We start from the raw sequence: 23,507 nt of genomic DNA on the forward strand, positions 1-23,507 counted from the left end.
ATGACCCGTGTTGCCACCATTCCGCTCCAGCGCACGATGGCCAGTGCCATTTCGAGCGCGCAGGAAAAGCTCGCGATCACCCAGAAGCAGCTGTCCACCGGCAAGAAGGCCAGCGACTTCGCGTCGCTCGGCACCGAAGCCGTGCGAAACCTTTCGGCGCACACGCTGCTCGAACAGCAGCAAGCGCAGTCGAACGTCGCCAAGCGCGTGGGCACCACCATGTCGCTGTACCAGGGTCATATCGAAGGCGTGCAGACCACGAATACGGAGCTCCGCCAGCAGATCCTGACGGCGATCGGCACCGGTCAGTCGGCCGGCCTGCAGCAGGCGATGGAAAGCGCCTTCTCCCAGATGCGTTCGTCGCTGAACGCAACCGAGGGCGGCGTGCCGCTGTTCGGCGGTTCGCAGACCAACGGGTCACCCTTCTCCGTTTCCACGCTTGCCGATGCAGCGACGGTACCGGTGAGCCAGGCGTTCCACGACGACAATGTGCTCGCCAGCGCCCGCGTGGCCGATGGGCTCGACGTGCAGTACGGCGTCAACGCCAGCTCGTTCGGCGCGGGCCTGTACCAAGCCTATCAGGCGATGGCGCAGATCGGCCCGATCGGCGACAAGCTTACCGACGCGCAGTCCGCCGCGCTGCAGGGTGTCGTCACCAAGATGGATTCGGGGCTGCAGCAGCTCAACGCCGTCAATGCCGACAATGGCCGCAAGCAGAGCCAGATCGAAGACCTGACCACCCGCGGAGAACAGCGTTCGCTGCTGCTGCAGCAGGTGATCCAGGACAATGAGGACGCCGATCTGGGCCAGGTCGCGATCGACCTTTCGCAGCAGAAGACCGTGCTGGAGGCAAGCTATTCGGTGTTCTCGCAGCTCTCCAGCCTGAGCCTCGTCAAATATCTCTGAGCGCGATTGCGCGCTCGAACACGGCAGTCAGCATCGGCTCGGTCAGCCGGCCGATGTTCTGATTGTACCGCGACACATGATAGCTATCGAGCACCGTCTGCCCCTTGGGCAGGCGGTGTTCGGCGCCGTGCGCGAAGCGCGTCTTGGGCAGCTTGCCGCCCAGCGCCTTCACCGCCGACTGGTGCGCGATTTCGCCCAGCGCGACGACGATCCGCGCCTGCAGCTGGCCGGCGAGGAACGGACGGCAGGCATGGATCTCGGGCGGGGTCGGACGGTTCTCCGGCGGCAGGCACCGCACCGCGTTGAAGATCTGCACGTCCTTGGGCTCCCCGGCCTCGGCCAGGCCGAGTTTCTCCAGCACCGCAAAGAGCAGCGTGCCCGAATCGTCTCCGGTAAAGGCGCGGCCGGTGCGGTTCGCGCCCATGCGGCTGGGCGCCAGGCCGACGACCGCGATCGGCGCGTGCGGATCGCCGAGCATCGGCACCGGCGCATTCCACCATTCGGGCTGTTCGGTGCGCAGCTGGGTGCGCAGCGCGACGAGGCGCGGGCAGAGCGGACAATCGTGATCGGGTTCGGGGCTTGGCGTGGACATGGTGCCGCGATAGGCGCGGGGCCGTGTCGGTCACAAGCTACATCATCGCCCTGGGCTCCAACCGCTGCGGCCGCCACGGCGGGCCGCGGGCCGAGCTGCGCGCGGCACTGGCGGCGATCGGCCGCGTACGGGCGGTATCGCGCATCCACGAGACGCCGCCCCTGGGTCCCTCGATCCGCCGCTTCGCCAATGCCGTCGCCGAGATCGAGACCGACGAGGCGCCCGAGGATCTGCTGCGCCGCCTGAAGACGATCGAGCGGGCATTCGGCCGGCGGCGAGGGCAGCGCTGGGGTGCGCGGGTGATCGACCTCGACATCGTGCTGTGGTCGGGCGGCTGCTGGGCTAGCCCCGTGCTGACGGTGCCGCATCCGCAATATCGCGCGCGCCGCTTCGTATTGGTACCCTTGGCGGAAATAGCACCGCAGTGGCCCGACCCGGTGACAGGCCGCACGACGCTTCCGTTGCTGCACGCGGTTGACCGGCGGCGCCCCTGCGCTTAGGTGGCGGGGTGTGGGTCCGTAGCTCAGTCGGTAGAGCAAGCGACTTTTAATCGAGAGGTCCCGGGTTCGAATCCCGGCGGACCCACCACAGCCTCTCCAAGTGCAGCCCCGATATCCTCCAGCCAGCTTTTGCGGGTCAACGAGGCTCGAGCAACGGTGGGGACGGCGCAGGGTGTTGCCGCCCGATCGCTAGAAGGTCTTGTACACCACGTCCGGCGCCGGGCCGTTGAGCAATACGGTGGTGGCGACCAGGATGATCAGCAGCGCGGTCGACAGCGCCGTGCGCCAGTAGCGCGAGGCCGGGACCGCTTCAGGATCGACCTTCCGCGCCTCGATCGGCCCCTGCACCGCGCGGAGCAGGCTCAGCGTCGGCATCGCGACCAGCAGCACCAGCGCCCAGCCGCAGGCAACCGCCGGCCAGCCAGCTTGCTGGATGAACTGGTCGAGCTGGCCCCAGGTCGACCAGAACCACAGCAGGGTGAAGGCGAACCAGGTGAAGGTGAGCGCGCGGCAAAACACCCGGTACCAGGGCTCGGCCGAAAGCTTCTTGTAGCCCTTGCGCGACAGCCGCTTGACCATCGCCACCTGGTACAGCTTGTTCATCGCCACACCGCCGCCCTGCAGTACCCCGAAGAACAGGAACATGCTGGTCTGGCCATGCCATGCGCCCACCAGGAAGAAGGTGACGAAATAGGCAGCGACGGCGAGGTAGGGCTCGATCGCGGGCGAGGGGATGCGCCGCATCGCCGTCATCAGGAAGGGCGTGTAGACATAGACCTTCAGCCAGTTGGACAGCGTGATGTGCCAGCGCGACCAGAAGGCGATGAAATTCTCCGCGATAAACGGATGGTGGAAATTCTCGGGCAGGCGGATGCGGAACAGGCGCGCGCAGCCGATCACGAAATCGGTGTAGCCGGAGAAGTTCGCGTAGAGGAACAGCGGGTAGATCGCCCCGATCAGCGCGCAATAGAGCACCCGCATCGGGAAGGTCGACGCCAGCGAGAGATCGGCGATCGCCGCCTTCTGCCCCTGCATCAGCAGCGTCGAGACGATCGCGACCTTGAACATGCCGACGATGATGCGCTCCGCGGCCCAGCCCGCGGCGAACAGGTCCACCTTTTCGCCGTTGCGTTCCTGCTCGCGATAATCCTGGTAGAACTGGATCGGACCGGAGACTAGCGCGGTGAAGTTCAGCGTGTAGTTCAGATAGTCGAGCGGAGAGATCCGCTCCTTGATCTGCCCCTGGCCGCTGTCGATGATCAGGTGAAGCACGCGGAAGAAGACGTAGGACAGCCCGACCGTCGTGTAGAGGAACGGGAGATTGATGGCCGCCGGGATGAAGGTGTAGCGCTTCAGCCAGAAGAAGGCGAAGAGGATGACCGCGATCAGCACCGGCAGGCGCCAGCGGGGCCCCTGCGCCATCAGCAGCCTGGTGCCGAGGAACCCGGTGAGCAGGAAGCCGGCATAAGGCAGCGCCTGCTGCCAGCCATGCACGAAGGTCGACAGGAAGATCAGGTTGATCAGCAGCAGCAGCCCGCGGCGCAGGATACCGGCGGGCAGGATGTTGTACAGGATCGCGCCGACGATCGCGAAGCCGAGAAAGGGAAAGGACGGGACGTTCATCGCTTCATTCCTTCCCTGCGGCGGTGCTGCACTTGCCGTCGCGCAGCGAGGAGGCGAGCAGGCCGCTCAGCATGCCGTCGGCGATCAGGCTGTTGGCCGCGCCGGTCGGGTGGCTGTCGACGTTCATGTACAGCGACGCCGCATTTTCCTGGTTGCCGAAGCTCGCGGTCAGGTCGCGATAGATGATCCCGTGGCGCGCGGCGATCGCGCCCAGCGCGCGATCGAGCGCGTACGGGTCGACGCCTGGATAGGTCTTGTGCAGCGTCAGGATGTCGGCCTGCGCCTGGTGCGGCACGAAGGCGAGGATCAGCGGTGCGCCTTGCGCGTGCACCTGCGCAGCGATGTGCGCCAGGGCATGGTCGGCAAAGGTCAGGCGCCGCTGCCATTCGCCCTTGAACGGCGGACGCAGGAAATCGGCGCGATCACCGGAGCCGAGGAAGCCGTTGAGATAGCTCTCAGGCTGGCGATACAGCATGTGCTGCGCGAAAGTGGCGAAGCGGCTGACCTCGAGGCTGTCCTTGATCTTGCCGAGAAGCTCGCGTTTGGGCGCGGCCGGGGCCGCCTCGGGCTGCCAGGCCATATCGAAGTCGCCCGGCGGCAGCCGCTGCAGGTCGAACGGCGTCACGATCATCAGCACCGCGTCCGGCTTCAGCTGGAGCGCGGGCTGGACGGTGTGGGCGACCTGGTTGAGATTGTAGACGCCGCCGAGATTCTGCACATCGACCGGCCGGCCGCAGATCTTCGACAGCGCGTCGGACGTGCGATGCCACCAAGTCTGCTGGGTGGGAATGCGGTAGCCCCAACTTGTCGAGGCGCCGATGACGGAGATCCGAATCGTCGACGCCGGGACCGGCGCACACGAGGTTTCCGCGCGGTAGCCGCACTCGTTATAGTGATAGGTGGTCCAGTCGCCCTCGGCTACCTTGGTGCGCGAGGTGCAGTTCTTGCGCGGTAGCTTCCCGAAGAACGAATCGTCCGCGAGGCAGGCGTCGTTGGGCTGCTCGGGCATCCACCAGCGGGCCGCGACCTCGCTGCCGACCACCATCGTCAATACTACCGCCAGGACGACCAGCGGCAGCAGATAGCGATCTCGGGTGGGAAGGCGCCGGGCAGGCGCCGTCATTGCGCCGCCTCCGCTTCGGCGCGCTGTGCCGCGCGGTGCACCGTCATCGGGGCCTCCGGCACCTCGGTCGCGGTGTCGAGCTCCCAGATGGTCCGGCCGTCGATGGCATCTGTCTCCACCTGGGTGAAGCCCAGCTCGGCATAATGCTCGACGACGAGCGCGTTGCGATCGGTGGGAATGTAGACGCCGATCAGGCGCTTCTTGCCATGCTGGCGGGCCGCCTCGACCAGTTCGCGCAGCACCATCTGCTCCACCCGGCGCTTGAGCACGCGGCAGCTCATCAGCCAGGTGTCGATCTCCCACGCATCCTCGCCGTGCGGCCGGCAGACGATCACCGAGATCATGCCGTTGTCGCCGAACGCGTCGGTAAGGCGGACCTGCAGGGTGAAGACGTCGGGATCTTCCTCCAGCTCCGCCACGTCCGCGTCGGTGTAGCGCCGCGTGGTGAGATTGAACTGGTTGGACTTGGCAATCAGCTGGGCAATCCGCTTGCGCCCCATCGCATCGAAGGGCGCGAAGAAGATCTCCATGTTGAGCGAGGCGAGATAGGAATCGAGATCGCCTGCCGATGCCTGGAGCGCAACGCGCTTGGCATTGTCCTGGTAGAAATCGGCCCGCTTGCGATCCTCTTCGGAGAAGGTGATCGTCTCGAAATAACCGGCCGCCATCAGGGTCCGCACGTACAAGGCCGGGTCGGCGGGAAGCTCGGGAACGGCAACCTGCGGCAGCATCCGGCGGACCAGATCGCGCTCCATCGGATTGTCGTCGAGGAACACCATCGCGTCGAGGCCGAGCGAAAGCTCGTTTGCGATTGACTTGATGTTGGTCGCCTTGTCGCTCCAGTTCGCCTGGAAGACGGCGATATGGTCCTCGCGCAGCAGCATCTCGGGATGCTCGCGGAACGGCCCGCGGGCGACCGAGTCGGTGTTCTTCGAGGATACTGCCAGCACCACGCCGCGCGCGCGCAGCGCAAGTGCGTTCGCCTGCACGGCGAGGAAGGCCTCGCCGACGGCGTCGCCCTGGGCGATGCGGATCCCCTCCAGCCCGTCGTCGCCGATCACGCCGCCCCAGACGGTGTTGTCGAGGTCGAGGATCAGGACGCGGCGCGACTTGCCCTTGATGGCGGCGACCAGCCGCGCGACATGGTCGGCATAGAAGGGGGCATAGGCGGCGTCGAACGGCAGCTTGGCCATGTTCCACTGCTGCGGCGAGTGCCAGTTGGCGAGGCCGACGAGCTCGGCGATCGCCGCGACGTCCAGCAGCACGTCGTCGCTGGCGGCGACACTGCGCGCCAGTTCGGTGTTGATCCGGTCCAGCGCACCCCGCGGCGAGGCATCGAGCACGCGGTCGAGATGGCCGAACAGCGCTTCCGCCGGCGGGGCGAAGGTCTGCACGATCGAGATCGCGCCGCCATTCTGGCGAAAGCCTTCCCGCAGCATGCCGAGAAAGGCGAGCGCGTCGTTCACCGAGGAGGGCGAGCCGAGGCCGGGCAGCGCACGGTAATCGAGCGCGAGCAGCACGGCGTCGCACCCCGCGGCGTTGATGCTCGATTGGGGCGACATCGCCTCCTGCATCACCTGGCCATAGGCCGTCTGCACGACCTCGAGCGCGATGCCGTGCCGCGCGGCACTTGCCACCAGCAGCGGCGCCAGCAGGTCCAGCGTGCCGTTGCCGATCAGGCCGAGGCGGAACGGCACCAGCGGCGACAGATCGGCACCGCCCGATTTCAGATCAGCGATGGACTGGGCGAGTTGCGTCAGCTGGCTATCGGTCAGCCGATGGGTTGCGAGAAAGCGCAAATCCTGCCCGACAGGGCCGGTCTTGTCGCTCAGGGCGCGACGCTGCTTGCGGAAATCCTCCGGCGCGTGCGGCAGCCACGACAAGTCCTTCAGAATATCTTCGCTCAAGCCAAAGTCCCCCAGAATAGGCAATCGTCGACATAACCGCGTGCGGCGCCGCACAAACGGCGCCGCAAAATAGGGTGTCAGGCGCCGCGTTTTGCGGCGATTGCGCTTGCAAGTTCGCCAATGTTGGCAAAGGAACTGGCCTCTGCTGCAGAGAATTTGAGCCCGAATCCCCGCTCGATTGCCAAGATGAACCGAACATGCGCCAAGCTATCCCACCCATCTACATCGGCGGCAGAAAGCGTGGGCGTCGCGACGATATCGTCGTCGTCGAAAACATCTTGCAAGATTTCTGTCAGCTTATCGTAAACTTCCTGCAACACTAAGGCTCCCTATGAAACTGCGGATCTGCGCAAAGGATGGGGCGTTCACAGCCAATTAATCATTAGTTAACGGGAAGCGTTTCGCGCCGTCAAGATGGCCGGGGCATCGCTTCGGCACGTATTTGCTGCAATGCGGCGATTTGCGCTGGAAAGACGTTCGCAGCGGAGGTGAGATGCGCGAACCGACAAGCGAGATGCGAACAGTAAAGGCCTTGCCCATGTTTTCGGCCAGATTTCGGGAACGTACGTGCCGCGCACGGAGGCATGCGTCCGGTGCCTCCGATTTCCTCCGGCCGCCACCCCCCGTTCCGGTCGTCGCATTCGGGCGCCGGCTCCCCTATCAGGAGACCATCATGTTCCCGCTCCTAGCCGCCGTCCTCGCGGTCCTCGCACCCCTTGCGGCGCAGGCCAGGCCCATCGCCGTCGGCACGCCGGCGCAGCTCCAGGCCGCCTGGAAGAGCGCTAGGCCCGGGGACACGATCCTGCTCGCGCCGGGCAACTATGGCGCGATGGGCATCAACGACGCGCAGTTCGGCGGAACCGTTACGGTGCGGAGCGCCGATCCCCGGCGCCCGGCGCGGTTCACCCGCGTCACCATCAACAATGCACGCAACCTCACCCTGTCCGGGATCGAATTCGCCTATGTGCCGGCCCCTGGGGAGGGCAACAGCCAGGCGATGGTCCGCATCAATAACGGGTCGAACATCACGCTGGACAATCTCTATGTCCACGGCGTGTTGGACGGAGATGTCAGCCGCGACGTCAACGGGATCTCCGCGGTCAACGTCGAAGGGCTGACGATCAGCAACTCGCGCCTGGTCGCGATCAACGCCGGCATCAAGACGGACAAGGGCCGCAACGTCCTGATCCGCGGCAACGACATCAGTTTCATCGGTTCGGACGCGATGGAAATCCCCGGTTCCAACGGCATCACGATCGTGTCGAACAAGGTCCATGATTTCCGCACGAACAAGGACGTCCACCCGGACGGGGTGCAGTGCTGGACGACGCGGGAAGCAAGCGGCTGCAAGAACGTCCGCATCCTGCACAACCAGTTCATCGGCAGCCCCGGCCACGAGCCGCAGGGGGTATTCTTCGGCGATGAGGACCGGGTAGGCGGGTACGAGAATATCGAGATCACGGGCAATCGCTTCGTCTGCACCATGTGGCACGCGATCAACATCTATAGCGGGCCGAAGAACGTCGTGATCCGGAACAACGAGGTGATCGCGGGGCCGAACTTCACCCCCTGGATCCGGGTCGACGCCCCTGCGGTGGTGGAGGGGAACTCCGCGCCGACCTATTTCATCGGCAACGTGAAGATCCCGGCGCTGCCGCCGGGCAATGTGATCGGCGGGCGCTTCAACAAATAGCGGCGCCCGCACCGTGCGGACGAAGCGGGTAGCGGCGCGTCAGAGCTGGCGGGAAAAATAGCAGTCGTCGCACTCGCCATGCTCGACATTGCCGAGCGAGGGGCAGCCGGGAGTCGTACATTGCTCGGGACGTGCGACCGCGCGCGACGCAGACTTCTGCCCCGTTAAAGCGTTCAAAAGCCGCTCGAACAGTCCATCGCGCTTCGCAGATCGCCGCAAGGTGTCCACTCCTTGCATCCTTTGTTGCTGGCAGGTGTCTAGCGGCGCTCGGGAGCCCCGTCCAGCGGATGCGCGCGCAGACCACATTTTTCTTGATACTATATATCATGCCCAGTACATCCTCGCGTCACGCCCCCTTCAGAAAGTGGAATTTGATGTCGCGTCGCGTCCTTCTCGCCTCCTGTTCGCTCGTGCTGCTGCCGCTGTCGGCGTTCGCCAATCCCGACACCGACACGCCGGCGCATCCCGAGACCGAGCAGGCGAAGGATCCGGCCGCCCAGCAGCCGCCCGCGATCATCGTCACCGCGCCCTATCGGCAAAGCGAAACCGACGTGCTGTCCGGCACCTCGGTCGTCACCGGCGAGGAGCTGACCCGCAACCTGCGGCCGACGATCGGCGAGACGCTGGCACGCCAGCCGGGCGTGTCGGCCAGTTCGTTCGGGCCGAACGCGTCACGGCCGATCCTGCGCGGCTTCCAGGGCGAGCGGGTGCGCGTGCTGACCGACGGGATCGGCTCGATCGACGTGTCGAACACCTCGGCCGATCACGCGGTGATCATCGATCCGCTGCTCGCCGAGCGCGTCGAGGTGCTGCGCGGTCCCTCGGCGCTGCTGTTCGGATCGTCGGCGATGGGCGGCGTGGTCAATGTGATCGACAGCCGCATTCCCCGCAGCATGCCGGAAAAGGGCTATCGGCTGAGCGGCATCGGCACCTATGGTTCGGCCGCGGAGGAGCGCTCGGTCGGCGGGGCAGGGGACGTCGCGGTGGGCAGCCACCTCGTGCTGCACGCGGACGGTTCCTATGCCAAGACCAGCGACCTGAAGATCGGCGGCTATGCGCTCACCGCCGACAAGCGCCGTCAGGCGCTGGCGAGCGCGGCGCTACCCGCCGATCCCAACGACCCCGAGCCGATCGACTTCGCCGCCAATGCCGCCGTGAAGAACCGCCTGCCCAACAGCGCCGCCAAGACCTGGACGGCGGGCGCGGGGGCCGCGATCATCACCGATACCGGCACGCTCGGCATTGCCTACAGCCATTATGACAGCCTCTACGGCGTGCCGATCCGCTTCGCCACGCAGCCCGGCGAAGGCCAGGAGGCACCGCGGCTGAGCGTCGTCCAGAACCGGCTCGACCTGCGCGCCGAGGCGGAGACCGGCGGCGGGTTCCTCCAGAAGGTGCGGCTGCGTGCGGGCTATGCTGCCTATCGCCATTTCGAGCTGGAGCCCGATGGCGGCGTCGGCACCGCCTTCTACAACAAGGGTCTCGAAGGCCGTCTCGAGCTGGTCCAGGCCGATCACGGCGCCTGGAAGGGGGCGAGCGGCGTCCAGTATTTCGCGCGCGACTTCGACGTGAAGGGTGACGAGGCGTTCCTGCCCAAGAACAAGACCCAGCAGGTCGGCCTGTTCACGCTCCAGCAGCTCGACATGGGCGCGCTCAAGGCAGAGGCGGGGCTGCGCTACGAGTTCACCGATCTCTCGGCCAATCCGGTGCTGGACGACACGCGCTTCTTCAACGGCAAGCGCAGCTTCCAGGCGCTGTCGGGCTCGGTCGGCGCCTCCTACGGCGTCGCGCGTGACCTGCGGATCGGCCTGAACCTGTCGCACACCGAGCGCGCGCCGTCGGCCGAGGAGCTGTTCGCCAACGGCGCGCATGCCGGCACCGAGGCCTATGAGCTGGGCAGCCCCGATTTCCGGCTCGAGAAGAGCTGGGGACTGGAAGCCACTGTGCACGCGCATGGCGATGGCTACAGCTTCGACGCCTCGGCCTATTACAACTGGTTCTCCAACTATATCAGCGACAACCAGGCGCCGCAGGCGGTCTGTGAGGCGGCAGCGGCACCCAGCGGGCGCACCGTCGATCTGCCTTGCTTCCAGTTTACCCAGCGTGACGCACGCTATTACGGGTTCGAGGCGGAAGGATCGGTGCGGCTGGCGCAGCTGGGCGACTATACCGTCAACCTCGATGCGCTGGGCGACTATGTCCATGCCAACATCGTCGACGAGGGCCCCGCGCCGCGGATCCCGGCGCCGCGGGTGCTGGGCGGAATCGAGGCGCAGTCGGAACGGATCACCGGCCGGGTGGAAGCGGAACACGTGTTCGTGCAGAACCGCATCGCCGCGTTCGAGACGCGCACCGCCCCCTACACCATGGTCAACGCCACGCTCAGCCTGAAGCCGTTCCCGACCATGCCGGGCACGACGCTGACGCTGTCCGCCAACAATCTGTTCGACGTCGAGGCGCGACGCGCGAGCAGCTATCTCAAGGACTATGCGCCGCTCGCAGGCCGGGACCTGCGCGCGACGCTGCGCTTCAGCCTGTAGTAGAGGTCGTTGCGTCCATCAGGTCCCCGATCGCGCCCGTCGGGCTCGCTTCGGGGATCGCCGCCATCGCCGCGCTGATCCGGGCCGGATCGACGGTCGGTGACGGCTGGGTCAGCAGCTCGAACGCCTGGGCGCTCGGCAGCGCCTTGAACGCGGCACCGTAACGCGCGCGCAGCGCCTGCAGCTTGGATTCCTGGTTTAGCATCGCCAGCGCCACCGCCTGGCGGAGCACGATCGCCTGGTTGGGCGGGGTCATCGCGCCGGGCGGGGGCAGGGTGGCTTCGTTCTCGGTGATGAACGAGCCCCAGTTGCGCGTGCGCCAGTGGATTTCGCTGCGCACGCCGCTGCCGCCGGGCACGCCGTCCAGCGCGGCCATCGCCGCATCTTCGCGGCCCAGCTTGTAGAGCGCCACCGCCTCGATCCGCTTGCGATCGAAGCGCATCGCGTCCGAATAGCTCGCCTGTTCGGTCGCGTGGAGGGTGTCGAGCGCCTTCACCGGATCGCCGGAGAGGATGAACAGCGACGCCACCTTTACCGAGAGCGGGCCCTGCGCCACGTCCTGGCGGCGCTGCATCAGCTGATACTGGAGCAGCTCGGCCGCGCGCGGGTAGAGCCCGGCGTCCTGCAGCCGCTCGGCCAAGCGCAGCGCGAGCGCGTCGCCTTCCGCGCCGGCAGGCCCCAGTTCTTTGTAATCCCAGTAGAGGCCGGCGGCCTCGGGCAGCGGGGTGCCGCTGTCGGGCGCCAGCATCTCGGCGAGCCAGGTCTGGATCTGCTTGAGCATCGGACCGGAATCGCCGTCCGGACGGTAGAAGCGGAACAGCGTTGCCGCACTGCGTAGCGCGGCACGGTGGTTGTTGGTCTCCAGCGCCAGCTGATATTCGAGCCGGAGCGCGTTCGCCTCGGTTTCGTCGCCGCGCCAGCCATAGCGCAGCGCTTCGAGGCGCTTCACGCCTTCGACGGGATCGATGCGGTGGAGCTTCAGGTCGCCCTGAATACGCGCGAGCTGTGCCTCGGCCTGAACCTCGGGCGAGCCGCTCAGCTCGGCACGCGACAGGCGGAACAGCCCTTCGGCGGGATCGCCCGAAGCGAGCAGCGCCATGCCGCGCAGCAGATTGGCCTGCGGGTCCTGTTCGCCGAACAGCTTGAGCCAGGCGATGGCGGGCTTGCCCTGGCCGATGGCGATCGCGCCGCGCGCGGCGGCGAGCGTGAAGGGCTTGCGCTCCTGCGGCGTACGGCCGTTGATGGCGGGGACGGCGCAGTTGATCTGGCGCGCGGCGGCCTTGGCGTCGCCGGTGCCGGCCAGGGCACGCACGCGCCAGGCACAGGCTTCGGCATTGCCTTCCAGCTCGGGCAGCGACAGCGCTTCGACCGCGTCGCGATTGTGGCCGATCATCACCAGCGCGGCACCGGTCGCGAGCTGGAACGGCGCGACGAGGGCGAGGTCCTCGTCATCGGATTCCATCGTCTCCAGCACGCCCAGCGCCTCGGCACCCATGCCGCGGCGGATCAGCGAGCCGACATAGTGCCAGCGGGCGAGCTGGTGGGTTTCGGGCTTGGCGTGGATGATCTCGTCCCACGCAGCTTCCTCGCTCAGCTCGGGCCATTCGCGGCTGTCGGTGACGATCGGCATCTGCGCAAGGGTGGCGGCGAAGGGGGGCAGCACGGGGCGGCCGGCGGCAGACGCCGCGGGGGCGGGTGCGTCGGCCGCGGGTGTCGCGGGGGCGGCGCCATGCTCGGCCGGCGCGTGCGCGGGATCACTGGGCGGGGCAGCCGCGGTGCTGGCGAGCAATGCGACGATCAGCAAATGGCGCATCAATGGGCTCCGGCCATGAGATAGGTGACGACCGCGCCGCCGAGGATGCAGGCGATGATGAAGATCATGGCGGGCACGATCGGCAGGCCGCCGGCGGCCACGCCATCGGCCTTGGCTGGCTGGCCGTTCTGCGTCTCGCTGGTGTCGACGGCATTGCCGCGCGCGCCCGGATCGGCGACGACGCGCATCCGGCTGGGGCGTTGATCGTGGCTCATTTGTAATCCGTTAAGTGCTTGTCCCTTATTTATAGGACGTGCGTGGCTGCAGTGGCGGCCGCACCCATACGATTAGCAGGAGAAATTTGGTGCGCGGCAAGCAGAAGCTCGCGATGCTCGGACTGGTGGCAATAGCGGTTTCGCCGCTGCCGGCGGGCCGTGCGCTGGCCTCCGGCGGCGGTGGCGAAGGCGAGGGGCCGCATCTGGTGAAGATGGAGCCGATCGCGGTGCCGATCGTCGATTCGGATCGCGTGGCCGGCACGCTCAATTTCCAGCTGGTGCTGGAGGTGCACGACGCCGCCACCGCCGAGAAACTGACCGCGGCGATGCCGAATCTGCGCATGGCGGCGATCGCCGGCGGTGTGGAATTTGCGCGACTCGACGCCTCGGCGATGCGCGCGGTGAACGTCGCCGATCTCGACAAGACGCTGACCGGCGCGCTCAAGACCGTGGCGCCCGACCTCGATCGCGTGCTGATCGTCGAAGTGGGCGCCTCGCAGAACTGATCGTTCGGGCAGGCGCCTCCTGCCGACGCCCGTGTCTACGAAAACGCCGTCGTGCCGGTTTGAACCGGCGCGACGGCGTTTTTGCGTTCCATCTTCTTGCCGGCGCGTCATGCCGGCTTTCGCCGGGACGACTGCGCTGGAAAGAGGAGGCCTCAGCCCGGCTTGCGCGCCGGGCTGCCGGCGGTGGGCCCGGCCTGCGCCGATGCCGCGATCGGCTTCGTCGCGCTTTTGCGCGCCAGCGCCATGCTGAGCGATGCCGCACCCTTGGGCGACATCGCCGCGAGGATCGCTGCGGTGGAAGCCGGGCGCATGCGCTGGGCCACCTTCATCTGCACTTCCATGTCGAGCTGCTCGAACACCGCCGCGGCCTTGGCAGGCTTCATCGCCTGATAGATCCGGGCCAGTTCGTCGAACTGGGCTTCGGCGGGGGAGGGAGCTCCAGTCGCGCCGGGCGCTCCGGCCGCCGCTTCCTTCTGCTGCGCCTCGACGCTCGCCGCCAGCCGCTGCTCGGCAGCCTTGGCCGCCTGCTCGCGCAGATCGAGCGCGCGCTGACGCTTGGCGGCATCCTGGTCGCGCGCGCTCAGGTCGCGCTCGATCGAGTTGCCGAGCCGGGTCTTGTTGGTGCCGTCCTGATCGCCGGTGGCGATGCTGGCGGCATTGGCCACCGCGGCGATCGCGGAGGCCGCCGCCATCAGCAGCAGCAGGGAGGGACGCGCCATTACGCGGCCTCACGCGTGGCAGGCGCTTCGTCGGTCGAGGCTTCGGCTTCGGCTTCCTGGGCCGCGGCTTCGTCGCCGGCGACGCGCAGTGCATTGGCCAGGCTCACCGCCGAGACGATGCGCTCGCAGGCACTATCGGCGATGCCGATCATGTCCGACAGCTCGTCGCGCAGATCGCGGGCCTGCTCCACCAGCCGCGCGTGGCGCGCGCAATCGGTGCCCAGCGTCTGCTTCATGTCGGAAAGCACCGATCGGGCCTGCACGGTCGCATGGTCCAGCGCCTTCACCACGTCGGTGAGGGCGCCGTCCTTCACGGCACGGAGGCTGCGCATCATGCGCATGCTCTGCACGAGCACGGCCACGCACAGGATGATCGTCAGCACATTGGCGAAAAGCGCGATACTCATGTTACTTCTTCCTCGTGCGGGAAACGTCGTTGACCAGGCGCACGGCGACGCGGCCGCTGCGCTGGCCGATCTGGGCCTGGGCGAGCTTGATGTCGCCGCACGCCATATCGAGTGCGTCGTCGGGGCTCTTGTCGAAGGCGATGGTCTGGCCGACTTCCAGCTCTTCCAGATCCGAGAGCGGTAGCGCCTTTTCGCCGAGCAGCACGTTGACGGTCACGTTGGTCTTGCGGACCTCGGAGGCCATGTGCGCCTCCCAGATGCTGTCGCGGCCGCTCTTTTCACCCATGAAGCGCTGCAGGAGCTTGTGGCGTACCGGCTCCAGCGTGGCATAGGGGAAGACCAGGGTGATGCAGCCGCCGCGCCCGTCCATGTCGACGCGGAAGGTGGCGATGGCGCAGATGTTCGAGGTGGCGGCGATCGCGGCGAAGCGCGGATTGGTCTCGATGCGCTCCAGCTTCATGTTCACCGGCTCGATCGGCTCGAACGCGTCGGCGAAGTCGCGCAGCGCGGTTTCCAGCACGCGCGAGACCAGCGAGGTTTCGATCGGAGTGAAGCCGCGGCCGTCGATCACCGTCGGCGTGTTGCTCCCGCGGCCGCCGAGCAGCGCGTCGACCACCGAATAGATCAGGCCGGATTCCACCGTGATCAGGCCATAGCTTTCCCACTCCGCGATCTTGAACACGCCCACCATTGCCGGCAGCAGCACGCGGTTCATGAACTCGCCGAAGCGGGCCGAGGTCACTTCCTCCAGGCTCACGTCGATCGCGTCCGAGGTCATGTTGCGCATCGAGCTGGCGAAGCTGCGGACCACGCGGTCGCACACCACTTCCAGCATCGGCAGCCGTTCGTGGCTGATGACCTTCGATTCCAGAACGGCGCGCAGGCCCTTCTTCTTCAGAACCGGTTCGCTGCCGCCGAAAAGGGCGTCGATGTCCGCCTGGCCGAAATTGCCGATATCGTCGCCGAACGGAGCCGCGGGCGGATCGGGAAGGTCGAAATCGTCTAGATCGATCATTGCTGGATCAGGTCCTGAATGAGAACTTCCTTGACCATGCCGGGGCCGAGCACGCGGGTGGCGCGCACCATCAGCTCTTCCTTCAGCCGGTACACCGCCGCCGAACCGCCGAGATCCTCGGGGCGCAGTTCGCGCAGGAAGGGCTGATAGGCGTCGAGCACCACCGGCAGCTTTTCCTTGAGCGCGTCGGCGGTCGTCTTCGCGCCCGGCACCAGCATCAGGTGCAGCTTCAGGAAGCGGGGCGAACCGTCCGGCGAGCGCAGGTTGACGGAAACGGTGGGCATGTCGACGAACTTGCCCTTGCCTTCGCCTTCTTTGCCGCCTTCGCCTTCCGCGGCCGCGCCTTCGCCTTCGGCAGACGCGGCTTCCTCGGTATGCGCTTCGGTCTTGGCCGCGCTCTTGCCGCCCATGAAGAAAGCGGCGCCGCCACCGCCCAGCGTCAGCGCAGCCACAGTGGCGGCGCCGATGATGATCAGCTTCTTCTTCTTGTTGGGCGCCGGGGTCTCCTGCGCGCTCTTATCCTCGACGATCTCGGCCGACATAATAACCCTGGACCTTCCGATTTATCGGCCGCGGCGTCCGCACGTCCGATTTCCCTCTATTATAGAAGCGTCACCCGGCAATTTCTGCCTAGTGACCATTTTTCGAAGGACGGTCCGGTGGACATCTCCTCTTACGTGCTCCTCAGCCAGGAGCAGGCGCTCAAGCGCCGGATGGACGTGGTGGCGAACAACATCGCCAACATGAATACGGTGGGGTTCAAGCGCGAGCAGCCGGTGTTCCGCGAATATGTGGAACAGACTGACGGCGCGGTGAAAGCCGCCGAGAAGACCTCGTTCGTGCTCGATTACGGCGCGGTGCATGATGCCTCGAACGGCGCCTTCCAGCCGACCGGCAATCCGCTCGACGTGATGATCGACGGGCCGGGCTATCTGGCGGTGCAGGCCGGCGACGGCACCACCGCCTATACGCGCGCGGGCTATGTGAAGGTGCTGGAGAGCGGCGAGCTCGCCACCTCCGGCGGCCAGGTGATCCTGGGCGAGGGCGGCAAGCCAATCAAGATTCCGCCCGAAGAAGCCGGCAAGGTCAACGTCAACCCCGACGGCACCGTGATGGGCGAGAACGGCCCGCTCGGCCGCATCGCGGTAACGGTGTTCGACAATGAGGCGGTGGTCGATCCGCGCGGCAACGACATGTTCACTGGCACCGGCGGCCGCGAACTGGCTGCATCGGAGACCAAGCTGGTGAGCGGCGGCGTCGAGGGATCGAACGTCAACGCGATCGTCGAGACCACCGACATGATGCAGATCCTGCGCGCCTATCAGACCAGCCAGAACCTCTCCAACTCGATGTCGGACCTGCGCAAGAGCGCGATCGACAAGCTCGGCCGCGTCAGCTGAATTTCACGAAGGGATAAACTCCATGCGTACGCTTTCCATCGCCGCGACCGGCATGCTGGCCCAGCAGACCAATGTCGACGTGATTTCGAACAACATCGCCAACATGAACACGACCGCCTACAAGAAGCAGCGCGCCGAGTTCCAGGACCTGCTGTACCAGCAGGTTTCGCGCCCCGGCTCGTCCACCGGCGGCGACACCAAGGTGCCCGCCGGCATCCAGATCGGCTCGGGCGTGAAGACCGGCGGCGTCTACCGCATCAACGAGCAGGGCGCGCTGACCCAGACCAGCAACCCCTATGACATGGCGATCCAGGGCAAGGGCTATTTCCAGGTGACCATGCCCGACGGCACCACCGCCTATACCCGCGACGGCTCGTTCCAGATCTCGGACCAGGGCGAACTGGTGACGCAGGACGGCTATCCGGTGCAGCCGGGCATCACCTTGCCGCAGGGCGCGCTGGACGTGAGCGTGTCGAAGACCGGCCTGGTGGAAGTGACGGTCGCCGGCAATACCCAGCCGCAGCAGCTCGGCCAGCTCCAGCTCGCCACCTTCATGAACGAGAGCGGCCTGGAAGCGAAGGGCGGCAACCTGTTCCTCGAAACCGCCGCCTCGGGCCAGCCGACGGTCGGTTCGCCGGGCGATACCGGCATCGGCACGCTGACCCAGGGCTTCATCGAGGCGTCCAACGTCAATCCGGTGTCCGAGATCACTTCGCTGATCACGGCGCAGCGCGCCTATGAAATGAACAGCCGCGTCCTCAAGACCGCGGACGACATGCTGGCCACGACCAGCCAGCTGCGCTGATGTCGGCGCTGCTGGCCCTGTTGCTGCGCGCGGCGATGCCTGCCGAGGACGTGCCGGTGGCGGTGGTCCAGCAGCCGGTCGCGCGCGGGGAGCGGATCGAGATGGGTGCCCTCTCGATCGAAACCCGCCCCGAGGCGAACGCGCGCGGCGCGCTTCGCCCGGAAGACGTCGTGGGAATGGACGCGACGCGCGCCCTGAACCCCGGCACCTTGCTTCGCCGCGGCGACGTGATGAAGCCGCAGCTGGTGAAGCGCGGCGAGCCGGTGACGGCCAAGATCGTCTCCGGCGCGATGGTCATCACTGCCGCCGGCCGCGCGCTGGGCAGCGGTGCCCAGGGCGATCCGGTGCGGATCGTCGTCACTGCCACCAATCGCACCGTCGACGGCATTGTCGATGGATCGGGCACGGTGCGGATCTCCACTCCCTGAGGGATTAGGTACATGCGTAAGATCATTCTCGCGCTGGCGCTCACCGCCACGCTCTCGGGCTGCGGTGCGGTCGGCCGGTTGAAGACGGTGGGCAAGGCGCCCAAGCTGTCGACGATGCAACCCGTCGACGCGCCCGATCTCGAGCCGTCGCTCGCGTCGCCGCTCGATCGCTCCAACCGCGTGCGGCCCGAACAGCCGGCCAATGCGCCGACCGCATCGCTGTTCCGCACCGGCGCCGGCGCCTTTTTCCGCGACCAGCGCGCGGGTCGGGTGGGCGACATCCTGACGATCAAGATCGCGATCGCGGACAAGGCCGATATCGGCAACAACACCTCGCGCACCCGCGGCGGCTCCGAAACCAGCGGCATTTCCAGCCTGCTGGGCCTGCAGAAGCCGCTCCAGAAGCTCACCGGCAGCGATCCGTCGAAGCTCGTCGATACCAGCTCGGGCTCCAAATATACCGGCGGCGGCACCACCAACCGATCCGAGACGATCAACATGACGATGGCCGCCATCGTCACCCAGGTGCTGCCCAACGGCAATCTGATGATCCGCGGCCGCCAGGAAGTGCGGGTGAACTTCGAGATGCGCGAGCTGATCGTCACCGGCCTCATCCGGCCGGAGGACATCGCCCGCGACAATTCGATCCAGCACAGCCAGATCGCCGAGGCGCGGGTCATCTATGGCGGGAAGGGCCAGCTGACCGATGCGCAGCAGGCGCGCTGGGGCCAGCAGATCTACGATGCGCTTTTTCCGTTCTGACGACGCTGGAAAAGGCTAACGAGCAAGAAAGGGCTCGCCGGACATCCCGGCGGGCCCTTTTCACATTTACCGAATATTTATCTTAATCTTCCAGTAACCATCAAAATTTTCAGGAGAATTTTGGTCGGTTCGATTTTCTTCCCACAATGGACGTACAGGGCATTTGTGCCCGGTCGAGGGTCGGCGTTTCCGGCCCGGGTCGCAGAAGCGGCTCTACTTCCAAGAAGGAAATCATCATGGCTTTTTCGGTTAACACGAACGTCGGCGCAATGGCGGCTCTCCAGAGCCTGACCGGGACGCAGAAGGACCTGGCCACCACTCAGAGCCGCATCAACACCGGCCTGTCGGTGTCCTCGACCAAGGATGACTCGGCTTCCTACACGATCGCACAGGGCCTCCGTGGCGACCTGGGCGGCCTGAAGGCGGTTTCGTCGTCGCTCAGCCGCGCCAAGAGCGTGACGGACGTCGCCGTTGCCGGTGCCGAGCAGATCTCCGACGTCATCAACCAGATGAAGGCTAAGGCCACGCAGGCCGCTGACGCCGGTATCGATACCTCGACCCGTGACGCCCTGAACAAGGACTTCACCGCGCTTCGTGATCAGATCACCACGATCGTGAACGGTTCGAACTTCAACGGCACGAACCTGCTCAAGGCTTCGGGTGGTCAGGTGACCGCGCTGCAGTCGCTGCAGGACTCGAACACCTCGACCACTGCGTGGAACCCGGACTCGCTCACCGTGGCGAACCAGGGTCTCGACCTCGGCGGCACGACGATCACCGTCGCGTCGTCCGGCCAGATCGACACCCAGGCGAATGCCCAGGCGATGGTCGACACGCTGACCACGACCCAGAACAACCTGAAGACCACGCTCAGCACGCTCGGTGCCGCTTCGCGCAAGATCGACGCGCAGCAGACCTTCACCAGCAAGCTGTCGGACGTGATCGACGGTGGCATCGGCAACCTTGTCGACGCCGATCTGGCGAAGGAATCGGCGAAGCTGCAGGCTCTGCAGGTCAAGCAGCAGCTCGGTGTTCAGGCTCTGTCGATCGCCAACCAGGCGCCGCAGACGATCACTTCGCTGTTCCGCTAATAAGCCCAAGGCCCCAACCCTGGGGGGCCGAAGGTTTGCGGGGGTCGGGATGGTTCGCCATCCCGGCCCTCTTTTTTTGCCCGCGTTCATCGCGGGTAATATGGTTTCCGCTTCTATAATGATGGGAAACTGGGAGATCGGCGTTGTTTCCGAGGATTCGCGAAATCACCGATGCCTTTGGCGGGCGCCTGCGCGTCAGCGTCGAAGAGCATCCCTCGGGTGCCTTGATCGTCGTCGAACGTCCCGACCTCGGCGGCCGGCCACGCATCCTGCTCGACGGCTACGGCGTCGATGTGCTTGCCGGCTACATCATGTCGGCCCGGCTATCGGTGCCGCAGGGGCTGCCCGACGAGCATGTCGACGGCATGTTCGCCACCCGTTTCCGGCTCGAACTCGATCCCAGCGCGGCGCTGGTGCTCAGCCAGGAAGGCGCCGCCGGCCTGGAGATTGCCGCTCCCTTCTGGGACCGGCTCTATGCGGAGCTGTGCATCGTCGCCGCCCATGCGCGCGAACTGATCCGCCGCGCCGAGGCGCGCGTCCACTGATCTAACGTCGTTCTGCGCCCGCTGCGGCGGGGCAATAGCGCTTGTCGATCGTGCCTTGCTCTCCCCGCAAAGGCGGGGATCCATCGGCGCTGACATTGCGGTTCTTGTTCCCCAGGTCTTCAGGCGAACGGGTTCCCGTCTTCGCGGGAAGGCCTATGGCCTGTCGACCCATCATCTGCGATGCGACAGCCCGGCTGGGCCCTCGGGGCGCGAGCCTGGGTAGCGCCGTCTCCAATCCGCCTGGCGGTAGCGTTGCGCCGATGGTGGTGTCGTTCACGGTATCCGGTGACACCCCCAAGATCCGCACGACAGAGACGCGCCGTCCGTGTGTGCGACGGCCTGTACCTGCGGGCACGCGCCTTCCCAGGGGAGGGCGTGCGTGCGGATGGGGCTGCGGCTAGGCCGTGCTGCGCGCGGTGCCGGAAACGCCGATATCGTGGGGAGGGGGAGGGGACCGCCGGGTCCGCAAAATGCGAGCGGCAGGCCAGTTGGGGGGAACTGGCCTGCCGCTATGCCGAGCGGGGGCGCTCGGCAAATAAGGAAGCGCAAGGATCGTGAGGGGATCGGAACGTCCTCGCTGCTTCTGTTATTGTTATATCGCAAAACGCGTTGGAAGAGAAACGAATCCTGATCTAAGTAGGTCCAGGATTTTTACTTAAGCACCTTTCCGTACGCGATGCTACGGAGTGCAATGTTTATTTGGTGATGCGCAAAATCATGCTGGTGGGGTATTGGGCTCCATTGATCGATACCACCGGCGATCCACTAATCATCTGAACGTCGTCCACCTTGCCGATGGCGTTGGCGGTCGTGCTGATCTTGGCGCCGGCGGTCGTCGTGCCGGAAAGCGTCAGCTGGTACAGGCCGTCGGTATATTTGGTGCCGTTCTTGGTGCTGCCGTCCCAGCTGAACTGGCCGGAGCTGCCCTGCACGTCGACGTCGAAGCTGTCGACCGTCTTGCCCTTGCTGTCGGTGATGGTGGCCGTCAGCTTGTCGATCGGGTTGGTCGCGGTCCACTGCCACTGTGCCGGCGTGGCGGCGCTGAGGCCCGCCTTGTCCGAATCCATCTGCACCGGCTGACCGATCATCGTCGAGCTGGAGGTGAGCGAGCTCATGTTGAGGCTCGACAGGATCGAGTTCAGCGTCTTGTTCTGGGTGATCGACTGTTCGACCTGCGAATATTGCACCAGCTGCTGCGTATACTGCGAGCTGTCCATCGGATTGGTCGGATCCTGGTTCTGCAGCTGCGTGGTCAGCAACTTGAGGAACAGGTTGTAGTCCGCCGTCAGCTTGGTGGACGAGTCTGTGGTGGCGGATTGCGCCGCGCTGGTCGTGGCGGAAGAAACGAGGGTCATAGCGCTACTCCTGAGCGTTAGGCGATGAGGTCGACCTGGCCGTCGCTGCGGACCGGCCGATAGCTGGCGGTCTGGGCTTCGGGCTCGTCGTGGAACTGCTGGTTGCTGCCGCGCGACTGCTGCTGCGAGGCTTGCTGGCCGTTGCCGCCGCTGCTCGTGCCGCCGTCGCGGCTTTCGAAGCGGAAGCTGCTGGCATCGCTGCGAATGCCCGCCTGATCGAGTGCGCGGCCGAGATCGGGGGCTTCCTGGCGGAGCAGCTCTAGGGTGTGCTGGCTTTCGGCGCGCATCGTGGCCTGCACGCGGCCCTTGTCGTCAAAGGCGAGCGTGACCTCGACGCGGCCCAGTTCGGCCGGGTTCATGCGGACGCGTAGCGTATCCTCGCCGGCGTCGACCTTGCGGGCGATCTCGACACCCAGGCTGCGGCCCAGTTCGCCGGCGCGCGCGTTGAGCACCGGCTCCGCAGCGGGCGCGGCGGGCACCGCGCTCGCTGCCGGGGCGACATGGCCGGATGCGGTGGGGAAGGGCACGGTGCCCGTGCCGGTGCCGGCCTGGTGCGTGTCGGTCGCGGCGAGCTGCTGACCGAAATTCTGCTGGCCATGGTCGCCGGCATTGCCGCCATCGGCACCGCCGCCGCCATGGGGGCGCGCGGCGACCGCATCGGCGAGGTCGGCCAGCTTGTCATTGGTGGTCTGCGCGGGCCCGGCATCGTTGCCTGCCAGGGCGTCCGCCTTGGCATAGCGCGGGCCGGTCACGCCGCTCGTCTTGCTCTGCGCGGCGGGCTGCGGCGTGGCGGCGGGCTGGGCTGTCGGCTGCTGCTGGGCGACAGGCACCGCGATCGGCTGTACGACCACCGGGGCCGTTGCGTCCGGCGCGGGCAGCGGGGCGCCGGCGGGATCGAGGCCGTTCTTGTCGCCACCAGCGCCGCGTGCCGGCTTGGTGACCTTGACCACCGCCATCGCGCGCGCGGGCGCGGCGTCTTCGGCCGGCTTGGGCGCGGCCGCTTCGAGCAGTTCGGCAAGCGGGTCGGTCGCCGCCGGCTTGGCGTCGACGGTCGTAGGCTTCGGCTTGGGTGCGGCGAGGTCGGGCTTTGCCGTTTCGCCGGGCGTCACCACCGTGTCGCCCGCCTTGCCACGGGCATCGGCGAGCGCCTTGGCGATGGCGTCGGCGAGCGGGTTGCCGCCGGTAGCGACCGGCGGGGTGACGGTAGCCGGCACGGCGGTGGCGAGCAGCTGGGTCATCCCCACCTGCGGCTTGTCGCCCGGCACCGCGCTCGCATCAGGGGCACCCGGCAGCAGCGGCGCGCCGGTCTGTGCGCCGAGCAGCCCGGTCGTGCCCGCACCGGCAAAGACGAGCCCCTGGCCCGCCCAGCCGCTTACGCCACCGGTTCCGACTCCGCCCAGCAATCCGGCGAAGCCGGTGCCTGCGGCCGCATTCGCGGTGCCCTCCTGCGAAGCCGGGGCGGCGAAGGGGGAGCCGATGTTCGTGACGTTCATGCAGTCGCCTCTTGCGCGGCCGGAAAGAGGCCGTTCCAAACCATTATAGGACGATCGCCGGAGCGATCG

The 23,507-nt window shown here is 66.6% G+C and carries 24 protein-coding genes and 1 tRNA gene; 12 read left to right on the forward strand and 13 right to left on the reverse strand.

The window, feature by feature from the left end:
* Positions 1-906 carry a flagellin gene (locus ACTJKY_RS10300; RefSeq protein WP_440845868.1) on the forward strand — a complete coding sequence of 302 codons (906 nt, stop codon included), beginning with the start codon at positions 1-3 and terminating at the stop codon, positions 904-906.
* On the opposite strand, the gene ACTJKY_RS10305 is transcribed toward ACTJKY_RS10300, so the two are convergent.
* Positions 893-1,498, reverse strand: a complete 606-nt coding sequence (locus ACTJKY_RS10305; protein ID WP_440845869.1) for a uracil-DNA glycosylase — start codon at positions 1,496-1,498, stop codon at positions 893-895. The two genes, ACTJKY_RS10300 and ACTJKY_RS10305, sit on opposite strands and share 14 nt — an antisense overlap.
* Positions 1,499-1,521: 23 nt before the next feature.
* On the opposite strand from ACTJKY_RS10305, the gene folK reads away from it, so the two are divergent.
* Positions 1,522-1,998: a 2-amino-4-hydroxy-6-hydroxymethyldihydropteridine diphosphokinase gene (gene folK, locus ACTJKY_RS10310; protein ID WP_440845870.1), complete on the forward strand. Its 477-nt coding sequence runs from the start codon at positions 1,522-1,524 to the stop codon at positions 1,996-1,998.
* A gap of 12 nt (positions 1,999-2,010) precedes the next feature.
* Positions 2,011-2,086 (forward strand) — tRNA-Lys (locus tag ACTJKY_RS10315).
* Positions 2,087-2,187: 101 nt separating this feature from the next.
* Here the strand turns inward: ACTJKY_RS10315 and ACTJKY_RS10320 are convergent.
* The 4 genes from ACTJKY_RS10320 to ACTJKY_RS10335 all read right to left on the reverse strand — a co-directional run bounded on the left by ACTJKY_RS10320 (position 2,188) and on the right by ACTJKY_RS10335 (position 6,968).
* Positions 2,188-3,621 carry an MBOAT family O-acyltransferase gene (locus ACTJKY_RS10320; RefSeq protein ID WP_440845872.1) on the reverse strand — a complete coding sequence of 478 codons (1,434 nt, stop codon included), beginning with the start codon at positions 3,619-3,621 and terminating at the stop codon, positions 2,188-2,190.
* Positions 3,622-3,625: 4 nt separating this feature from the next.
* Positions 3,626-4,744: a hypothetical protein gene (locus ACTJKY_RS10325; protein ID WP_440845873.1), complete on the reverse strand. Its 1,119-nt coding sequence runs from the start codon at positions 4,742-4,744 to the stop codon at positions 3,626-3,628.
* Entirely contained in the window at positions 4,741-6,651 is a 1,911-nt protein-coding gene (locus ACTJKY_RS10330; protein ID WP_440845875.1) for an HAD-IIIC family phosphatase, read from the reverse strand. The genes ACTJKY_RS10325 and ACTJKY_RS10330 overlap by 4 nt, the downstream gene beginning before the upstream one ends.
* 77 nt (positions 6,652-6,728) lie before the next feature.
* A complete protein-coding gene (locus tag ACTJKY_RS10335) occupies positions 6,729-6,968 on the reverse strand; it encodes an acyl carrier protein (RefSeq protein WP_440845876.1) in 240 nt (79 codons plus the stop codon).
* Between the two features lie 356 nt (positions 6,969-7,324).
* Here ACTJKY_RS10335 and ACTJKY_RS10340 point away from each other — a divergent pair, with 356 nt between their 5' ends.
* Complete coding sequence (locus tag ACTJKY_RS10340) at positions 7,325-8,344, forward strand: right-handed parallel beta-helix repeat-containing protein (protein WP_440845877.1); 1,020 nt, start codon at positions 7,325-7,327, stop codon at positions 8,342-8,344.
* Between the two features lie 374 nt (positions 8,345-8,718).
* Positions 8,719-10,884: a TonB-dependent receptor gene (locus ACTJKY_RS10345; protein ID WP_440845878.1), complete on the forward strand. Its 2,166-nt coding sequence runs from the start codon at positions 8,719-8,721 to the stop codon at positions 10,882-10,884.
* Here ACTJKY_RS10345 and ACTJKY_RS10350 read toward each other — a convergent pair.
* Both ACTJKY_RS10350 and ACTJKY_RS10355 read right to left on the reverse strand, forming a co-directional pair.
* Complete coding sequence (locus ACTJKY_RS10350; protein ID WP_440845879.1) at positions 10,874-12,697, reverse strand: hypothetical protein; 1,824 nt, start codon at positions 12,695-12,697, stop codon at positions 10,874-10,876. The two genes, ACTJKY_RS10345 and ACTJKY_RS10350, sit on opposite strands and share 11 nt — an antisense overlap.
* Complete coding sequence (locus ACTJKY_RS10355; RefSeq protein WP_440845881.1) at positions 12,697-12,912, reverse strand: hypothetical protein; 216 nt, start codon at positions 12,910-12,912, stop codon at positions 12,697-12,699. Before ACTJKY_RS10355 ends, ACTJKY_RS10350 begins: the two co-directional genes overlap by 1 nt.
* Before the next feature lie 89 nt (positions 12,913-13,001).
* Here ACTJKY_RS10355 and ACTJKY_RS10360 point away from each other — a divergent pair, with 89 nt between their 5' ends.
* Positions 13,002-13,418 (forward strand): hypothetical protein, encoded by a 417-nt coding sequence (locus tag ACTJKY_RS10360; protein WP_440845882.1) that lies wholly within the window; start codon positions 13,002-13,004, stop codon positions 13,416-13,418.
* 152 nt (positions 13,419-13,570) lie between these two features.
* Here the strand turns inward: ACTJKY_RS10360 and ACTJKY_RS10365 are convergent, their stop codons facing one another.
* The 4 genes from ACTJKY_RS10365 to ACTJKY_RS10380 are packed head-to-tail and all read right to left on the reverse strand — an operon-like array spanning position 13,571 to position 16,101.
* On the reverse strand, positions 13,571-14,137 hold the full coding sequence (locus ACTJKY_RS10365; protein ID WP_440845883.1) for a MotE family protein: 567 nt from the start codon (positions 14,135-14,137) through the stop codon (positions 13,571-13,573).
* A complete protein-coding gene (locus ACTJKY_RS10370; protein WP_440845885.1) occupies positions 14,137-14,544 on the reverse strand; it encodes a DUF6468 domain-containing protein in 408 nt (135 codons plus the stop codon). Before ACTJKY_RS10370 ends, ACTJKY_RS10365 begins: the two co-directional genes overlap by 1 nt.
* Position 14,545: 1 nt before the next feature.
* Complete coding sequence (gene fliM, locus ACTJKY_RS10375) at positions 14,546-15,559, reverse strand: flagellar motor switch protein FliM (RefSeq protein ID WP_440845886.1); 1,014 nt, start codon at positions 15,557-15,559, stop codon at positions 14,546-14,548.
* Positions 15,556-16,101: a flagellar basal body-associated FliL family protein gene (locus tag ACTJKY_RS10380; RefSeq protein ID WP_440845887.1), complete on the reverse strand. Its 546-nt coding sequence runs from the start codon at positions 16,099-16,101 to the stop codon at positions 15,556-15,558. The genes fliM and ACTJKY_RS10380 overlap by 4 nt, the downstream gene beginning before the upstream one ends.
* A gap of 117 nt (positions 16,102-16,218) precedes the next feature.
* On the opposite strand from ACTJKY_RS10380, the gene ACTJKY_RS10385 reads away from it, so the two are divergent.
* The 6 genes from ACTJKY_RS10385 (at position 16,219) to ACTJKY_RS10410 (ending at position 20,590) form a co-directional block, all read left to right on the forward strand.
* Complete coding sequence (locus ACTJKY_RS10385; protein WP_440845888.1) at positions 16,219-16,959, forward strand: flagellar hook-basal body complex protein; 741 nt, start codon at positions 16,219-16,221, stop codon at positions 16,957-16,959.
* 22 nt (positions 16,960-16,981) lie between these two features.
* A complete protein-coding gene (gene flgG / locus ACTJKY_RS10390) occupies positions 16,982-17,764 on the forward strand; it encodes a flagellar basal-body rod protein FlgG (protein ID WP_440845889.1) in 783 nt (260 codons plus the stop codon).
* Positions 17,764-18,192, forward strand: coding sequence for a flagellar basal body P-ring formation chaperone FlgA (gene flgA / locus ACTJKY_RS10395; protein WP_440845891.1), 429 nt, complete (start codon positions 17,764-17,766; stop codon positions 18,190-18,192). Before flgG ends, flgA begins: the two co-directional genes overlap by 1 nt.
* Positions 18,193-18,204: 12 nt before the next feature.
* Positions 18,205-18,954 carry a flagellar basal body L-ring protein FlgH gene (gene flgH / locus ACTJKY_RS10400; protein WP_440845892.1) on the forward strand — a complete coding sequence of 250 codons (750 nt, stop codon included), beginning with the start codon at positions 18,205-18,207 and terminating at the stop codon, positions 18,952-18,954.
* 236 nt (positions 18,955-19,190) lie between these two features.
* Positions 19,191-20,045 (forward strand): flagellin, encoded by an 855-nt coding sequence (locus ACTJKY_RS10405; RefSeq protein ID WP_440845893.1) that lies wholly within the window; start codon positions 19,191-19,193, stop codon positions 20,043-20,045.
* 143 nt (positions 20,046-20,188) lie between these two features.
* Positions 20,189-20,590 carry a hypothetical protein gene (locus tag ACTJKY_RS10410; protein WP_440845894.1) on the forward strand — a complete coding sequence of 134 codons (402 nt, stop codon included), beginning with the start codon at positions 20,189-20,191 and terminating at the stop codon, positions 20,588-20,590.
* A 695-nt stretch (positions 20,591-21,285) separates the two neighbouring features.
* Here the strand turns inward: ACTJKY_RS10410 and ACTJKY_RS10415 are convergent.
* Together ACTJKY_RS10415 and ACTJKY_RS10420 are read right to left on the reverse strand one after the other, a co-directional pair.
* Entirely contained in the window at positions 21,286-21,945 is a 660-nt protein-coding gene (locus ACTJKY_RS10415) for a flagellar hook assembly protein FlgD (RefSeq protein WP_440845895.1), read from the reverse strand.
* A 17-nt stretch (positions 21,946-21,962) separates the two neighbouring features.
* Positions 21,963-23,438 (reverse strand): flagellar hook-length control protein FliK, encoded by a 1,476-nt coding sequence (locus ACTJKY_RS10420; protein ID WP_440845896.1) that lies wholly within the window; start codon positions 23,436-23,438, stop codon positions 21,963-21,965.
* Positions 23,439-23,507: the final 69 nt, after the last annotated feature.

Source organism: Sphingomonas sp. 22176 (assembly GCF_052045505.1).
In the GTDB taxonomy this organism is placed as follows: Bacteria; Pseudomonadota; Alphaproteobacteria; order Sphingomonadales; family Sphingomonadaceae; genus Sphingomonas.

What these genes read in the sequence shown, in the direction of transcription:
- flgH (WP_440845892.1), top strand. Translation starts at nt 18,205, where the DNA reads ATGCGTAAGATCATTCTCGCGCTGGCGCTCACCGCCACGCTCTCGGGC.
- ACTJKY_RS10320 (WP_440845872.1), bottom strand. Translation starts at nt 3,621, where the DNA reads ATGAACGTCCCGTCCTTTCCCTTTCTCGGCTTCGCGATCGTCGGCGCG.
- ACTJKY_RS10415 (WP_440845895.1), bottom strand. Translation starts at nt 21,945, where the DNA reads ATGACCCTCGTTTCTTCCGCCACGACCAGCGCGGCGCAATCCGCCACC.
- ACTJKY_RS10305 (WP_440845869.1), bottom strand. Translation starts at nt 1,498, where the DNA reads ATGTCCACGCCAAGCCCCGAACCCGATCACGATTGTCCGCTCTGCCCG.
- ACTJKY_RS10365 (WP_440845883.1), bottom strand. Translation starts at nt 14,137, where the DNA reads ATGGCGCGTCCCTCCCTGCTGCTGCTGATGGCGGCGGCCTCCGCGATC.
- ACTJKY_RS10420 (WP_440845896.1), bottom strand. Translation starts at nt 23,438, where the DNA reads ATGAACGTCACGAACATCGGCTCCCCCTTCGCCGCCCCGGCTTCGCAG.
- ACTJKY_RS10340 (WP_440845877.1), top strand. Translation starts at nt 7,325, where the DNA reads ATGTTCCCGCTCCTAGCCGCCGTCCTCGCGGTCCTCGCACCCCTTGCG.
- ACTJKY_RS10325 (WP_440845873.1), bottom strand. Translation starts at nt 4,744, where the DNA reads ATGACGGCGCCTGCCCGGCGCCTTCCCACCCGAGATCGCTATCTGCTG.
- ACTJKY_RS10405 (WP_440845893.1), top strand. Translation starts at nt 19,191, where the DNA reads ATGGCTTTTTCGGTTAACACGAACGTCGGCGCAATGGCGGCTCTCCAG.
- ACTJKY_RS10345 (WP_440845878.1), top strand. Translation starts at nt 8,719, where the DNA reads ATGTCGCGTCGCGTCCTTCTCGCCTCCTGTTCGCTCGTGCTGCTGCCG.
- flgG (WP_440845889.1), top strand. Translation starts at nt 16,982, where the DNA reads ATGCGTACGCTTTCCATCGCCGCGACCGGCATGCTGGCCCAGCAGACC.
- ACTJKY_RS10300 (WP_440845868.1), top strand. Translation starts at nt 1, where the DNA reads ATGACCCGTGTTGCCACCATTCCGCTCCAGCGCACGATGGCCAGTGCC.
- ACTJKY_RS10380 (WP_440845887.1), bottom strand. Translation starts at nt 16,101, where the DNA reads ATGTCGGCCGAGATCGTCGAGGATAAGAGCGCGCAGGAGACCCCGGCG.
- ACTJKY_RS10370 (WP_440845885.1), bottom strand. Translation starts at nt 14,544, where the DNA reads ATGAGTATCGCGCTTTTCGCCAATGTGCTGACGATCATCCTGTGCGTG.
- flgA (WP_440845891.1), top strand. Translation starts at nt 17,764, where the DNA reads ATGTCGGCGCTGCTGGCCCTGTTGCTGCGCGCGGCGATGCCTGCCGAG.
- fliM (WP_440845886.1), bottom strand. Translation starts at nt 15,559, where the DNA reads ATGATCGATCTAGACGATTTCGACCTTCCCGATCCGCCCGCGGCTCCG.
- ACTJKY_RS10355 (WP_440845881.1), bottom strand. Translation starts at nt 12,912, where the DNA reads ATGAGCCACGATCAACGCCCCAGCCGGATGCGCGTCGTCGCCGATCCG.
- ACTJKY_RS10350 (WP_440845879.1), bottom strand. Translation starts at nt 12,697, where the DNA reads ATGCGCCATTTGCTGATCGTCGCATTGCTCGCCAGCACCGCGGCTGCC.